12 protein-coding genes and 1 pseudogene are annotated in these 14,201 nt (G+C 62.2%); 10 read left to right on the top strand and 3 right to left on the bottom strand.

Going from position 1 to position 14,201, the window contains the following annotated elements; genetic code table 11:
- The first annotated feature begins 67 nt into the window (after positions 1–67).
- Positions 68–2,254, top strand: a complete 2,187-nt coding sequence (locus tag ABIB36_RS02190; protein ID WP_354559004.1) for an ATP-dependent nuclease — start codon at positions 68–70, stop codon at positions 2,252–2,254.
- A complete protein-coding gene (locus ABIB36_RS02185) occupies positions 2,251–4,131 on the top strand; it encodes a UvrD-helicase domain-containing protein (RefSeq protein WP_354559003.1) in 1,881 nt (626 codons plus the stop codon). Before ABIB36_RS02190 ends, ABIB36_RS02185 begins: the two co-directional genes overlap by 4 nt.
- A gap of 371 nt (positions 4,132–4,502) precedes the next feature.
- On the opposite strand, the pseudogene ABIB36_RS02180 reads toward ABIB36_RS02185, so the two are convergent.
- A pseudogene (locus ABIB36_RS02180) lies at positions 4,503–5,599 on the bottom strand (IS1380 family transposase); the annotation flags it as partial.
- 751 nt (positions 5,600–6,350) lie between these two features.
- Between ABIB36_RS02180 and ABIB36_RS02175 the strand changes: the two are divergent.
- Complete coding sequence (locus ABIB36_RS02175) at positions 6,351–6,773, top strand: phosphate acetyltransferase (protein WP_354559002.1); 423 nt, start codon at positions 6,351–6,353, stop codon at positions 6,771–6,773.
- A gap of 189 nt (positions 6,774–6,962) precedes the next feature.
- A complete protein-coding gene (locus tag ABIB36_RS02170) occupies positions 6,963–7,361 on the top strand; it encodes a VOC family protein (protein ID WP_354559001.1) in 399 nt (132 codons plus the stop codon).
- 31 nt (positions 7,362–7,392) lie between these two features.
- On the opposite strand, the gene ABIB36_RS02165 is transcribed toward ABIB36_RS02170, so the two are convergent.
- Positions 7,393–8,253 carry a class I SAM-dependent methyltransferase gene (locus tag ABIB36_RS02165; protein ID WP_354559000.1) on the bottom strand — a complete coding sequence of 287 codons (861 nt, stop codon included), beginning with the start codon at positions 8,251–8,253 and terminating at the stop codon, positions 7,393–7,395.
- A 133-nt stretch (positions 8,254–8,386) separates the two neighbouring features.
- Between ABIB36_RS02165 and ABIB36_RS02160 the strand changes: the two genes are divergently transcribed.
- On the top strand, positions 8,387–9,136 hold the full coding sequence (locus ABIB36_RS02160; RefSeq protein WP_354558999.1) for a class I SAM-dependent methyltransferase: 750 nt from the start codon (positions 8,387–8,389) through the stop codon (positions 9,134–9,136).
- Positions 9,127–10,164, top strand: a complete 1,038-nt coding sequence (locus ABIB36_RS02155) for a phytanoyl-CoA dioxygenase family protein (protein WP_354558998.1) — start codon at positions 9,127–9,129, stop codon at positions 10,162–10,164. The genes ABIB36_RS02160 and ABIB36_RS02155 overlap by 10 nt, the downstream gene beginning before the upstream one ends.
- 65 nt (positions 10,165–10,229) lie before the next feature.
- Here ABIB36_RS02155 and ABIB36_RS02150 read toward each other — a convergent pair whose 3' ends face one another.
- Complete coding sequence (locus ABIB36_RS02150; protein ID WP_354558997.1) at positions 10,230–11,018, bottom strand: enoyl-CoA hydratase; 789 nt, start codon at positions 11,016–11,018, stop codon at positions 10,230–10,232.
- Positions 11,019–11,292: 274 nt separating this feature from the next.
- On the opposite strand from ABIB36_RS02150, the gene ABIB36_RS02145 reads away from it, so the two are divergent.
- From ABIB36_RS02145 to ABIB36_RS02130, 4 genes are read left to right on the top strand one after another with little or no spacing between them, the layout of a single operon-like run.
- Complete coding sequence (locus ABIB36_RS02145) at positions 11,293–12,480, top strand: lipid-transfer protein (protein ID WP_354558996.1); 1,188 nt, start codon at positions 11,293–11,295, stop codon at positions 12,478–12,480.
- 2 nt (positions 12,481–12,482) lie between these two features.
- Positions 12,483–12,941, top strand: coding sequence for a MaoC family dehydratase N-terminal domain-containing protein (locus tag ABIB36_RS02140; RefSeq protein ID WP_354558995.1), 459 nt, complete (start codon positions 12,483–12,485; stop codon positions 12,939–12,941).
- The gene (locus ABIB36_RS02135) at positions 12,938–13,351 is read left to right on the top strand and encodes a MaoC/PaaZ C-terminal domain-containing protein (RefSeq protein ID WP_084346981.1); all 414 of its coding nucleotides are present in this window, start codon (positions 12,938–12,940) and stop codon (positions 13,349–13,351) included. The genes ABIB36_RS02140 and ABIB36_RS02135 overlap by 4 nt, the downstream gene beginning before the upstream one ends.
- Before the next feature lie 15 nt (positions 13,352–13,366).
- A complete protein-coding gene (locus ABIB36_RS02130) occupies positions 13,367–14,197 on the top strand; it encodes an SDR family NAD(P)-dependent oxidoreductase (RefSeq protein ID WP_084346982.1) in 831 nt (276 codons plus the stop codon).
- Positions 14,198–14,201: the final 4 nt, after the last annotated feature.

Raw genomic sequence — 14,201 nt, 5'->3', positions numbered from 1 at the left:
ACTCATTTGTAGGAATGCGCGCAGAGTAGAGCCATGAGTTTCATTAGCCGCCCGCGGGGAGTTTGTAGTGCAAATTAGGTGTTTTCGTGTTGAGAATTTCAGGCGACTCAAGAGTGCCCGGGTTGACCTTGAGCAGGAGCGCACCATATTTGTCGGCGCAAACAACAGCGGTAAGACGTCGGCCACGCAGCTGTTCCAGATGTTTCTGTCGCAGCAACCCCGTGCGCCGTTTCAGATCTACGACTTCACCGCCGACTGCTGGGAGGTCTTCGACTCCTTCGACGTCGACGACGGGGATCCAGACGTCGAACTTCCTCGAATCAATTTCGATCTGTGGTTCGAGGTCGACGAGGATAACCTCCACCGCGTGCTCGAACTCCTGCCGAGCCTGGACTGGGAAGGCGAACCCGTCGGGGTCCGAATGGTGTACGCGCCGCGGGACGGTGCCAAACTGGTTGCGAACTATAAGGAAGCGCGTGCGAAGGCAGAGGCGACCGCTGGTGACGTCGAGACGTCCTACAAACCGTGGCCACAAACCATGGTGGAGTACTTGACGAAGCGGCTTCAGCAGGAGTACGAGATTAAGTACTACGCACTCGACGCTAGTGAGTGCGACGACCAGTTCGTGCTGAACGATGGGTACGAGCCGTTCTTCCTTGGCACACACATAACCGGCGCGTCGAGCATCGTTGACTCAATTATCCGCGTCGACTTCCTGAACGCGCAGCGTCACCTGTCCGATGTCGACTCGCACGGCAGGAGCGAGGACCTCTCGAACCGTCTGAGTCGCTTTTATGAGCGGAGTCTTCAGAAGCTGGATAGCGACCTGGATGCCCTCGGAGCTATCGCCGAGTCGGAGGAGCGGCTGAACAAGCACTTCGCCGATGTCTTCGGACCGACCCTGGCGCGACTGGGTGAGGTGGGCTACCCGGGCGTCGCCAATCCCGGCATGGTCGTCAAAGCATCGTTCAACGCTCATGGCATCCTCAGCACCAACGCTAAAGTCCACTACTCGCTACCCGTGCCAGCCGGTGCAGGCGTGGCCATCGAGCAGATGCTCCCCGATCAGTACAACGGCCTTGGTTTTAAAAACCTCATCTTCATGGTGGTAGAAGTGCTCGATTTCCATCACGCATGGGCGGAGGCCGAGATCGACCGTCCGCCGATCCACCTCGTCATGATCGAGGAGCCAGAAGCCCACCTGCACGCTCAGCTACAGCAGGTGTTCATCCGGAAGATCCTCGAGATCTTGCCCGCGCCTGAGGCGGACTTCCAGACGCAACTGGTGGTCACGACGCACTCGCCGCACATCATCTATGAAAGCAACTTCAAACCGATCCGCTACTTCTGCCGATCAGTCGCGCCGAACGGACTCCACTGCAGCGACGTCAAGAACCTGTCGATGTTTTACGACGAAGAGGAGGTGATGACGCGGGAATTCTTGCAGCAGTACATCAAGTTGACACATTGTGATCTCTTCTTCGCGGACGCAGCCGTTCTCGTTGAAGGGAACGTCGAGCGCCTGCTCCTACCACTCGTCATCGAGCGATTCGTGCCTGAGCTCCGCTCATGTCACTTGACGATTCTGGAGGTCGGCGGTGCCTTCGCGTACAAATTCGCCAAGCTCCTGGACTTCCTGAGCCTTCCGACGCTCGTCATCACAGATCTCGACAGCGTGGCTGTTCAGGACGTCACCGGAATAGACGATGAAGAGGACAAGCGCGCATCTGCCTGTGCGGTAGATACCACAGGAGCAATCACCTCCAACGAGACGCTGAAGCAGTGGCTCCCGAAAATCGAGGGGATAGGTGAACTGCTAGCGGCCGGTGCTGACCAGAAGGCACCCGTTAGTCCTGATGGCAGCCCCGGCTTGGTTCGCGTTGCCTATCAGACCAACGAGACCGTCTCCTGGCAGGCGGCCCAGGAGTTTAGAGCTGGTCGGACGTTGGAGGAGGCGTTCGCTCTTCAGAATCTCGACTGGACGCAGAGCGTGGACGGCAAAAACCTGGGACTGCGCATCGGCAAGGCGTCCGAACTTTCGATCACGGAGTTGCATGAGAAGCTCTTCAAACGTGTAAAGGGCACGTATTTCGACAAGACCGCCTTCGCTCTTGGTGTGATTGCGGCGGCCGAGCAGTCCTGGAAATCTCCCGCGTACATTACCGAAGGCCTTGAGTGGCTGCGTGAGCAACTGGAGCTTGTTGTGCCGGAAGAACTCGCCAACCAAGTAGCTGGGGGGTGTGACTCCGAATGACGGCAAGAGCCGACGCGCCCGACACCGACGCCGATCGCCAAATTCGAGAGATCCTGGACCGAGATCAACTGATCGGGTTCACAGTTGTAGCTGGCGCAGGATCAGGCAAGACCACGTCGCTAGTGAAGGCGCTGGCACATATAACGAGAACCCGGGGGCCGTCACTGCTCGCAAAGACGCAGCGCGTCGCGTGCATCACCTACACCGAGGTTGCCGCGCGGGAGATCCACGAGGAGATCGGCAACGATCGTCTCGCCTCCGTGTCCACTATCCATAGTTTCTTGTGGGCGCTGGCGAAGCCGTTCCAGAAGGATATCGGCGTCTGGGTTGCGGCTCGTATCGACGAGCAGATAGCCGGGCTTCTTGAGAAGCAAGCGAGCTACAAGCCCAGCACGCGTCAGACGACCAAGGACAACGATGCGGCGGATCTAGAGAAGCGTCGACACCAACAGGCCGCCATGAAGGACGTCAAGCGGTGGGCGTACGGGATCGGGGCCGACTACGCCCGCGGCATCGTCGGCCATACGGACGTCACCAAGATGGTGCCGGAGATGATCCTCCGACGAAGGCTCCTGGCACAGCTTGTGGGCCGGCAGTTTCCGTTCATCTTTGTCGACGAGAGTCAGGATACCTACCCTGAGGTCGTCGAGGCGCTAAAGCATGTTTGGTCGCTCGCGGGCGGGAATGTGTGCCTTGGCTTCTTTGGCGACCCGATGCAGCAGATTTATCAGCAGGGTGTTGTATCGGTGTCGCTGGAGCCCGGGTGGGTGAACGTCGACAAGCCACAGAATTTCCGCTCGTCACGGCGCGTGTTGGCCTGCGTGAACGCCATTCGTTCAGAAGGCGACTCGCTCCAGCAGGTGAGCGGCTTATCGGAACAGGCCGAGGGAGAGGCTTTTTGTTTCGTTCTTCCGTCAGACGACCAACGGAGTGATCGGCTGGAGCTGGTCCGTTCTTGGCTCGACGAACACAGCACTTCCGGAAACTGGACTCGCTCCGCTCACAAGGGCGGCTCCAAGATCTTGATGATCGTGCACCGCATGGCGGCTAAGCGCCTCGGCTTCGGGAATCTCTACGCGGCGTTCAACGACCGTAAGGCCAGCAGCCTGGGTCAGGCCTTCGACGAAGGCAACGCGTGGCCACTGACGCCATTTAGGGACGTGATTTTGCCGCTCTGCTTGGCGAAAGATGTAAGTTCGCCAGCAGTTCTGGCGGTGCTGAGAGAGAGCAGTCCCCTTGTGCGTGCTGGGCAGGCATCCCGGCAACTCAAGGCCGTACTGGCATCGAGCAAGGCGGCCGTTGGGGAGTTGCGCCAGCTTGCGCTAGATTCCAGCACCGCGAAGCTGGGCGACCTGCTCCGCAGCGCATCCAGCACTGAACTCATCGAACTTGATCCTCGAATGGCTGCGTACCTCCACCTGGAGGGCGAGCACGGCGACGTTGTTCTCGACGAGCGAGTTGTGGACGTATTAAATGCCATGTCCGAGTGCGTTTTGTCCGAGTTGGAGGGCTACTATACGTACGTGAAGCAGGAGTCACCGTACTCCACGCAGCACGGTACGAAAGGCTCCGAGTTCGAGCGCGTGATTGTCGTCCTCGACGACAACGAGGGACGATTCTCCCTGTACTCGTATGACAAGTTTCTCGGCCTGAAGGAGCTGTCGGCCACCGATCTCGACAACCAATCGAGGGGCGCCGACTCTGCGATCGAGCGGACGCGCAGGCTCTTCTACGTTTGCGTCTCTCGTGCACGGGAGTCAGTCGCCGTCGTCCTGTTCTCCAATGACGTGGCTCGGGCCGTTGAGGCAGTTCGCGAGTCAGCGATTGGGCAGCACGTTCAAGTTCTCACCGTCGATGACCTGTCACCTCTGACCTGACCGAGGCGGATCGCACGCGGGTTACGCGCAAGGTTTGCGTCTGGATGACCTAGTCGCAGAAGCTTTGGAAGCATTCGAGGCTGCTCCAGGTCTCGAGCTGGATCCGTCCCGTGCGATGCAGCACTTCTCGGACACCGACGTGATTCGCATCCTCACCATTACATGTGCAAAGGGCTCGAGTTCGGACACGTCATCATTCTTGGCGTCGAGAACGAGACGTTGGGCAAACCTCGATCCGTGGACGGAGGTAGTGGGTGTCGGTCGGTGACCAATGATCGGTCTGTGGTGTTCCGGGGGGGGGGCGTGAACCGCTGGTCTGCCCAGCTATCCACGATTGTCGTTCCTCGGGTCGGTGTGGCGGGTTGATGAAGTCACGCGAGTTCGGGCGGCCTGGACCCGATGATTCTGCGCCACAGTTGAAGCCATGCATCGAGCCAAGGTCAACGCCGGGGTAGATGCAGCGTTGGAGTGCGTTGAGGCCTGACGATGCGAGCAGGGATGTTGACGATCTTGCGACGCAGAGTCACACCTCGAGCCCTCGTGAACGTGCCGCCAGCGACAGTCCCGGACGCTGGAGCAGGTTGTGGGCGATCGCCGCGCACAGCACCCACGCGGAGTTCGCGCCGAGCGATCCCGACGGCATGTGCGCCGCAGGGTCGTCGATCAGATGGGAGAACGCGGTCTCGATGATCGCGTGCGCCCCGTGAGTGACGTCTGCGATGGTGGTTGGCAGGGTGGTGTTGTTGAAAAATGGGTGATACCGCCAGACCGGGAACAGTGCGTCCCGATAGCGGGCGTCCTTGACTCGCCCGACGATCAGTCGTCCGGCGACGGTGTGCGGTGGAAGAGAATGCGGTGAAGGTGGTTTCGGCGACTTCTGCGTCGGAGATCCAGCCACCGGTGTCGGGGTCGCGGACCGCTCCTGGGTACCGCATAGGCGTTCACGCATGATCGGCGATGGAGTCAATGGCCTGCTGGACGAGCCGGTTCTTGGTCAGCACGAACGAGAATTCGACACCGGCGTCGGTGCAGGTCCGGACGACGCGGTTGTTGCCGTAGGCGGAGTCGCCTCGGACCATGATCTTCCCGGTAGCGCCGGCCATCCGAGCGGTTGCGATGGCGTGCGGGATCATCCACGGCGCACCGGTACCAGATCCGGTCTTCCCTGCTCACAGCCTCATACCGGTGATGGCCGGTGCCGAGTCGGCGGTGCTGATGACCGTGGCGAGCGGTGAGAGTTCTTTGCGGAGGATCTGTTTTCCGGCGATCTCGCTGTGACCGTAGGAGGCGCCTTGCTTGGCGTGTCCTAGACCGGGCGCAGGAGTGAGTCGATGTCGATGAACGCCCGATCCACGATCCCGGGCGGAATATCCGTTCGGTCGGCGAGAGCGACCACATGTGCACGAAGGACTGATTCGAGCTGCCGGTTGTGGCCGAAGGTGAACTCGCGCAGCAACCTTCCTACAGTTTACGGTGCGTTCACAGATCAGATGTCAACCAAAGCCGGGCAGTCCCGGTTTGCCCGGTCGTCAACTCCGACCGTATGTGCGCGACGCGGCTCGACTGTGTGTCCTCCTACCAATTTCGACGGGCGATCTTCAGCGTTGTCGTCGCGCTGCCCTCAGGGGTTGCAGAGCTCCGGACGAACGGATGTCTACACTCGAGTTGTTGAGATTTCGTGGGTCGTGAGCGGTGAAGTGGAGGGCGCAAGCCGCTCCGAATCGGTCTGCGTCCAGGCGGATTCACTACGGTCTTCACGGACTTTTGGCCCGGATCTCGGTGTCACGAGCGTGTCACATGTCGGTACCTACGGCTATGGATTCGGGTGATACTGCCTGGACGATTGACACAGGTCAGGGCCTCTGTGGTGGGTCCATTCGGACGTATGTGGTTGTGTCCCATCATACTTGTAAGCGAGCGGTCAACGGTTCAATCCCGTTAGGAGGCTCCAGCGGAAAGGCTCCGACCAGATGGTGTGGTCGGAGTCTTTTTCGTGTGGTCGCACAGTGCCTCAGTGCACACTATCGGCGACTATTGACGGGATCCCGCCGATAGCCGCCGATAGCCGCCGATAGTGTGCAGTCAGTCGCGGGGCAACGACGAGGGCACTTCAGAGCCGTGTGGAGCGGTGTAGTCGAGCACTATTTGGCGCGCAGTCAGCAACCACCTGGGTCAGTCCCCTGGTGCAGGAGATCGCTGCCGTAAGGCATCATGAGTTGATGAGCGATCTTGAGTACCTCGCCACTTTGCTTGCTGGACTGGATGCGGAGATTGCGCGAGTCTCTGCTGCCGAATCGGGCTCCGACGAGCAATTCTCTGCCATCGATGACGCGGTCGATGCCGTCTTGCGGTTGCGCGTGAAGGTCAAGGCCGGTTACCCCGGGAAGAAGGCTTACTACATCGCAGCGTCGACCGATCCGAAGGGGATCAGAGTCGAGGGAATTTCTGCCCTGCAAGGTAAACGCGCACACAAGCTGGTGCGAGACGGCGGTTGGATGCACGCGGATTCCACTACGGCGCTCGATCTTCTCGATGACGATCAGATCAGTCGATACCGAGCCGTCGCGGGACGCGGCGTGGCGCAGACGTTTCGCGACTCACGTGAATATCTCGCAGCGGCAACAGGTCTCGCCGAAAAATAGACCACACCAGCTCACTTCGGTCTTGCGTTGTTGTGCTGCAATCGAATTCGAGGCGCTGTCCGGGTACGGAGGCCTGGGCTGCGTCGCACCTACCCGAATGGGTAGCTTTCGTCCATGACGTCTCGCCGTACGACAATCTTCGATTAGGTTCAGAGTAGTGCGAGCGCCCATCCGAAAGGTCGACCGAAGATGTCCAGTTTTCCTGGCTTGGCCCACGTTGCGATAACGGTGACGGACCTCGAGAAGAGCGTCGAATGGTATTCGAGGTTGTTCGATTCCCGCCCGGTGCTGGACGAGGACGAGGAGTCGGGAACTTTTCATCATTCGGTCTTCGCGCTCGCGAACGGCATGCTGTTCGGGCTCCATTCACACCATGGTTCGACGGCTGAGGGGCCGTTCGACGAACGCCGCGTAGGCCTGGATCACATTGCGTTCGGTTGCTCCCAGGAAGAACTGGTCCAGTGGCGAGACAGGCTGGACGAGCTGAAGATCGAACACTCCGGGATCAAACACGCAGGATACGGTTCGGGCATCTCGTTCCGGGACGTGGACAACATCGCACTCGAATTCTTCGCCCCGCCTGCGTGAGTGCCCGCTGCGCAAACCCTTCGAGCGATGGTCAGCGGCGGGCCGCGGCGAACACGTCGACCGGGTGCGGCACCCGGGGCCTGCCGTCGGCGCCGGGCACCGAGACGGCGTCGAGATAGGCCCGCACTGGTCCGCGCAGCTCGGGGGTCAGCCGGGCCTGCACCGCGAAGTCGAGCACCCGCTCGCTCGCGGAGGCGAGGCCGACCAGTGCGTCCAGGGTGACAATCTCGTCGAGGGCGATGCCGCCGTCCACGAAGGCCTTCTCGACGTCGGCGCTGAACCATTGTCGATGTCCCCCCAGTGGTGGGGCGAGCACGTCGACCAGGGCGTTGAGCGCGCCTCGGGGTGCGTTGAGCACCCACAGTTCGCCGCCGGGTCGCAGCAGTTCGAGGGCACCATGGAGGGTCTCTTCCACGTCGGCGACGTAGTAGATCGAGTGCACGAACAACACGACGTCGAAGGTCTCGTCCAGCGGGGCGTTACTGAACGACGCGACGTGCACGTCGACGCTGAGCTCGTCGGACCCCAGCGCAGCCATGTTGGCGGTGAAAAGCCCTGCGCTCCCGGACCAGGGTTCGATGCCGACGTAGCGCACCGATCGGCCGGGCACCGCCAGCACCAGAGAATCGGCGAGCTGGACATCGAGCGAGCCGTCACCGCAGCCCACCGAAAGCACCGAGACCGGTCCGTCGCCCATCGTGGCCAGCCTGCCTGCGAGGTGCTCGGCGATGAGGCCGCGCTGGTCGGAGAGCTGCTCGAACGCGGCGTGGTCGCGAGCGTAGGACTTGGGCTCGAGGCCGGCCAGGGCCGGAGCACCGCGCCGTAGGGCGCGTAAGTCGTCGAGGAGCACGGCTGCGGTGCCGATCGACGGGGTCGGAGCTACGTTGGACATCAGACCGAGTCAACCACGACGCCCCACCCGGTGCATTGAGGTCGGCTTTCTGAGAGAGACGAGGACTCGTGTGAGCAGCGGAGATACAGCCGACCGGAGTCTCGAGCACTGGAGCGAGGCGGGTCGTACGGGCATGGAGGCGTTCTACGCCCTTGCCACCGAGGATTACCGCCAGCTGGCGCTGGCCGCCGACTGGCCCGGCCTGCTCGCCGAACGTGCGCACGAGGGCTGGTCGCTGCTCGACGTGGCCTGCGGCAGCGGCAAGTTTCCCACCGCGCTGCGGCATTACACCGACCTCTCTGCGCTGCCCGAGCTGGCCTACGACCTGCTCGACCCGTCGGCGTTCTCGGTGGCCGAGGCGCGCGCCGCGCTGGGCCCGCCGTTCTCGGCCAGAGAAGACCTGGTGATGACATTGCAGGACCTCCCCGCCGACCACACCGGTTACGACGTCGTGTGGGCCACCCATGCGCTCTACGCCCTGCCGCCGACCGAGCTGGACGCCGCGGCCGAGCGGTTCGTGGCCGCATTGGCCCCCGGTGGTCTGGGCCTGGTCGCGCAGGCCACGGCGACTTCCCACTACCTTGCTTTCTACGACGCCTTTCGCGCCGGCGTGCGCGAGGCGACGCCGTACACGAGCGCCGAGCAGGTGCGTGACTCGCTGATCCGAGCCGGCGCGGATGTCCGCGACCAGCGTGTCACGTACACCACCGGCACGTCGGATCGTGCCGTCGTCGAGGGCTTCCTGCAGCGCTGCGCCTTCGACGACTCCGTGTCGCTGGAGGAGATGGAGGCGGCCCCGGTGCTGGGCGAGTACCTGGCTTCCTGCCGCGACGACTCCGGCTCCTACACCTTCTCCCACGAGGCGGCCCTGCTGTGGATCTGAACAACACGTCGGATCTGAACAACACGTCGGATCTGAACAACACGTCGGCTCTGAACAACCAGACCAACGATCGGCTCCCCGAACAGAACCGGGACGGCGGTATCGAGCAGGACTGGGCGGGCGACGACCAGGACTGGTGGGACTGGTACGTCACGCTGGCAGCCAACGACCAGGTGCCCACCGAGTTGGTCGACGGCCCGGGCCTGCCCGACGCTCCGGCGGCCACCGACGAGCAGGTCGAGCGCGAGCTGGCCGAGCCCTACGACCTCGACCCGTCCGCGGCCCGGGCCTTCGCGCGGGAGGCTTTCGTGCGGCTGCCCGGCGTGCTCTCGCCGGCCGTCGTACGACGCCTCGCCGAGCACCTCGAGGGGCTGCTGCGCGCCGAGCACGGCGACGACGTCGCCGGCCGGTTCACCGCGCTGGAGCAGATGTGGCTACATGATGATCTGATGCGCGCCGTGGCGCTGTCGCCCCGAATCGGCGGCCTGGCTGCGACCTTGCTCGACGAACCCGGCGTTCGGCTCTACCACGACAACGCGCTGTCCAAGGAGCCCGGCTGCGGCCGCACGCCCTGGCACCACGACGCCGAGCATTTCCCGCTGCAGACTTCCCAGGCGGTCACGGCCTGGATGCCGATGTCGGCGATCCCCGGCCGGATGGGTCCACTGTCGTTCGCCCGCGGCCGCGAGGTGCTCGGCGAGGTAGCCGACTTGGAGTTCGACAAGGTCGGGACCTCGTACGACGAGGCCGTCACCCAGCGCTTCGTCGATCGCGGCGTCGCGGTGGAGTCCGGGCCGTTCGCGGTGGGCGACGTGTCGTTCCACTCGGCGCTGTGCTTCCACACCGCGGGCCCCAACCTGACGACGCAACCGCGCCGGGCGCTGGCCACCACCTACTTCGCCGATGGGGCGCGGGTGACGTCGTCGCCGACGCTCATCAGCGGCACCTGGCGCGAGTTCCTCCCAGGTGTCGAGCCCGGCGGCCTCGCGGCCTCGGAGCTCAACCCGGTGGTCGGCCGCCGCAGCTGAGCCGATCGGGTCGGTCAGTCGGGCCGGAGACCCCTAGGACGCCGCCGCCCGGTGCGCTGATCTGATCAGCGATCCTGCCAGTGTGGTGTGCGTTTGCCGAGAAACGCGGAAATGCCTTCCTGGGCATCGCGGGTCGTCGCATTGGCCGCCATGACCTCCTGCATCGCAGCGTAGGCGTCGCTCTCGGACAGCTCGATCTGTTGGTAGAACGCCTCTTTGCCGATACCGATGGTCATGGCACTCGAGCTAGCTATGGTCTCGGCCATCGACCGGCTGACGGAGTCGAGGGATTCGGGGGCAACGACCTCGTTGACAAGACCCCACTGCAGAGCGGTTGCCGCGTCGATCATTTCTCCGGTCAGCAGCATCCGCATCGCCTGTTTGCGTCCGATTGCCCGAGTCAAGGCCACCATGGGCGTCGAGCAGAACAACCCGATCTTCACACCAGGGGTGCTGAAACGAGCGGTGGAGGAGGCAATCGCGAGGTCGCAGGAGGCGACGAGTTGGCAACCGGCAGCCAGGGCCATGCCCTGCACCGCAGCGATCACGGGCTGGCGAACGCGGTGAATGGTCAGCATCATCTCCGTGCAGACGGCGAAGATCTCGCGTTCCTCTTCCAGGGACCGCCCGACCACTTCGGTCAGGTCGTGGCCGGCCGAGAATGCGGGTCCTTCGGCGCGAACGACGATCACGCGTACGGCAGGGGTCGTTGATAGATCGAGCAGTGCCTGTTGGAACGAGCGCATAGTTGCCACCGAGAGCGGATTTCGACGCTCCGGCTCGGTCAATGTCACGTAACCGATGGTGTTTTCGACGGAGGTCGTGACAGCTGCAGCGGACGAATTCTGTGACATGAAAATCGCTCCTGTGGTGTGACGGCGGACGTCGCGCTGAGTGAGGTCGTGCAAGCGTACGTGCCGTAGAGGGGCCAGATCGGTCGAAAAACAATTTCGTCGAGATCGACGTGGGTGCCAGGACCACGGCATCACGGTGGAGCCCGTTTCGCCCGACGGCTCCGAGAGCTCGCGTGTTGACCGAAGTTAATGTCGTATCGACTTACCTATTGCATTCCAACAGCGCTTCTGTTTCAGTAAGTAAATCAGAATTAGTCAACTTCAGGAGTTTGGGATGACGCGAAGAGCAGTGGTTGCAGGCGTAGGAATGATCCCCTTCGCGACACCGAGCCGGTCCGAGACATACGACGTGATGGGAACGACGGCAGCGCGTGCCGCCCTCACCGACGCGGGTGTGGAGTACAGCGCAATTCAGCAGGCCTACGCGGGCTATGTCTACGGTGATTCCACATGCGGACAGGCCGTCGTATACGGCCTCGGTCTGACTGGAATCCCAGTCATCAACGTCAACAACAACTGCTCGACCGGCTCATCGGCCCTGTTCCTCGCCCGACAGGCTGTCGAGTCGGGTGCGGTCGACGTCGCGCTCGCGGTCGGCTTCGAGCAGATGCAGCGGGGTGCGCTGGCTATGGGATTCACCGACCGACCGTCGCCGTTCGCGCGGTTCGACGAAGTGATGGATCAGGTCCAGGAACGGGACGAGTCACCTTTCGCCGCTCAGATGTTCGGTGGTGCAGGTCGTCAATACGCCGAGAAGTACGGCACCGCACCCGAAACGTTTGCAAAGATTTCCGTCAAGTCCCGCCTGCACGCCGCGAACAATCCGTACGCGGTGTTCAAGACGCCGACCAGCGTCGAAGAAGTACTCGCCTCACCGCACATCTACGGCACGCTCACGCGACTGCAATGCTGCCCGCCCACCTGCGGCGCGGCGGCGGCAGTCATCGTCAGCGAGGAATACGCCAAGAAGAACGGTCTCGACGCGTCCATTGTGATCAAAGCCCAAGCGATGACGACCGACTTTTCCTCGACATTCGACGAAAACGACATGACCAAGGTCGTCGGCTACGACATGTCGAAGGCTGCGGCGCAACAGGTTTACGAAATGTCCGGCGTCGGGCCCGAAGATATCCGCGTCGTCGAATTGCACGACTGTTTCACTGCCAATGAGCTGCTCACCTACGAGGCAATCGGCCTCACACCCGAGGGAACAGCCGAAAAGTTCATCAACGACGGCAACAACACCTACGGCGGCCAGGTTGTCGCCAACCCCTCCGGTGGCCTGCTGTCCAAGGGGCACCCGCTCGGTGCGACGGGTCTCGCGCAGTGTGCGGAGCTGGTGTGGCAGTTGCGCGGCCAGGCACAGGCCCGTCAGGTCGAGGGAGATCTCAAAGTGGCCTTACAGCACAACATCGGTCTCGGCGGCGCCGCCGTGGTCACCCTCTACGAGAAGGTGAGCTGAGCATGGCCGTCGATACCGCAGTGATCGGAACCGAGTTCGAGCCCGTCGACATCACTGTCGATGCAGCGAGGTTGCGATTTTTCGCCAAGGCCATCGGTGAGACGAACCCGGTCTATACCGACGTCGAGGCAGCCAACGCAGCCGGGTACGAGGATCTGCCTGTCCCGCCGACCTTCCTGTTCTCCATCGAGCTCGACAGTCCCGACCCATTCGCTTGGTTGTCGGACCTCGGTGTCGATCTGCGCTTCGTCCTACACGGCGAACAAGCATTCACCTACCACTCGATCGCCTACCCGGGTGACACGTTGACTGCGAAGTCGACGATCGCCGATGTGTACTCGAAAAAGGGCGGTGCACTGGAATTCATCGTGAAAGACACCGCCGTAACGCGCGCCGATGGATCCGCTGTGGCGGACCTGAAATCTGTACTCGTCGTGCGAAACCCAGGAGTCGGAAAATGACATTTACCGAACACATCGAGGTCGGCACCGAGCTCCCCACGTTGGAGATCGACAAGATCACGAGAACGACGTTGGCCCTGTTCGGCGGTGCCTCGGGCGATCACAACCCGATGCACATCGACATCGACGTTGCCAGGTCGGCAGGACTCGAAGACGTCTTCGCGCACGGCATGCTTTCAATGGCATACCTGGGTCGTCTGTTGACCAATTGGATTCCGCAGCAGGATATTCGCTCGTACCAGGTGAGGTTTGCTTCCATCACGCCCGTGTTGGCCAAGCCCACTGCCACCGGCAAGGTTGTCTCGATCGATCGGGTCGACGGTGAGCGGCGCGCCACCGTCGAACTCGCCGTCACCCTCGCCGACGGCACCGTCGCACTCACTGGCGACGCAATCGTCGCCATCAACTGAAAGAGACTGCACACCATGGGAACTCTGAACAACAAGGTTGCGATCGTTTCTGGCTCCGGCCGCGGGATCGGCAGAGAAATCGCGCTCAAGCTTGCCCGAGAGGGCGCAAAGGTGGTCGTCAACGACCTCGATGCTGAACCGGCCGATGAGACCGTTGCCGCGATCGAGGCCGCCGGCGGTCTCGCCGTTGCGTGCGCCGGAAGTGTCACCGAAGACGGCTTTGCCGAGCGTTTCGTACAGACCGCCGTCGATTCTTTCGGCGGACTCGACATCATCGTCAACAATGCGGGTTACACCTGGGATTCGGTGATTCAGAAGATGACCGACGAGCAGTGGGATGCGATTCTCGACGTACATCTCAAAGCTCCGTTCCGTATTCTGCGCGCCGCACAGCCCGTCATCGCCGCTGCGGTCAAGAAGGCCAAAGCCGCGGGTGAACCTATCCCATGCCGCAAGGTCGTCAACATCTCTTCTCTTGCCGGAACCGGTGGAAACCCAGGCCAGGCCAATTACTCCTCGGCGAAGGCCGGTGTCACTGGGCTGACCAAGACGTTGGCGAAGGAATGGGGCCGGTACAACGTCACCGTCAACACTGTTGCATTCGGTTTCATCAAGACCCGCCTCACCGAAGCGTCGGCCGATGGCCAAGCCACGATCGATGTTCAAGGCAAAGAGATCAAGGTCGGGGTCAACCCCGACCTGATGACCGCGATGGAACAGATGATCCCACTCGGTCGCGCCGGCGCACCGAGCGAAGCTGCAGGGGCGGTCTACTTGTTCTGCACCCCCGAATCCGATTACGTCAGTGCGCAGACCTTGGTCTGTGGCGGCGGCTTCAACTTCTAGGAGT

The sequence above is a fragment of the Rhodococcus sp. UYP9 genome (assembly GCF_040547235.1).
Classification (GTDB): domain Bacteria; phylum Actinomycetota; class Actinomycetes; order Mycobacteriales; family Mycobacteriaceae; genus Rhodococcoides.
Note: the sequence above shows the minus strand (reverse complement) of the source record. Positions and strands in the feature narration are given on the sequence as shown.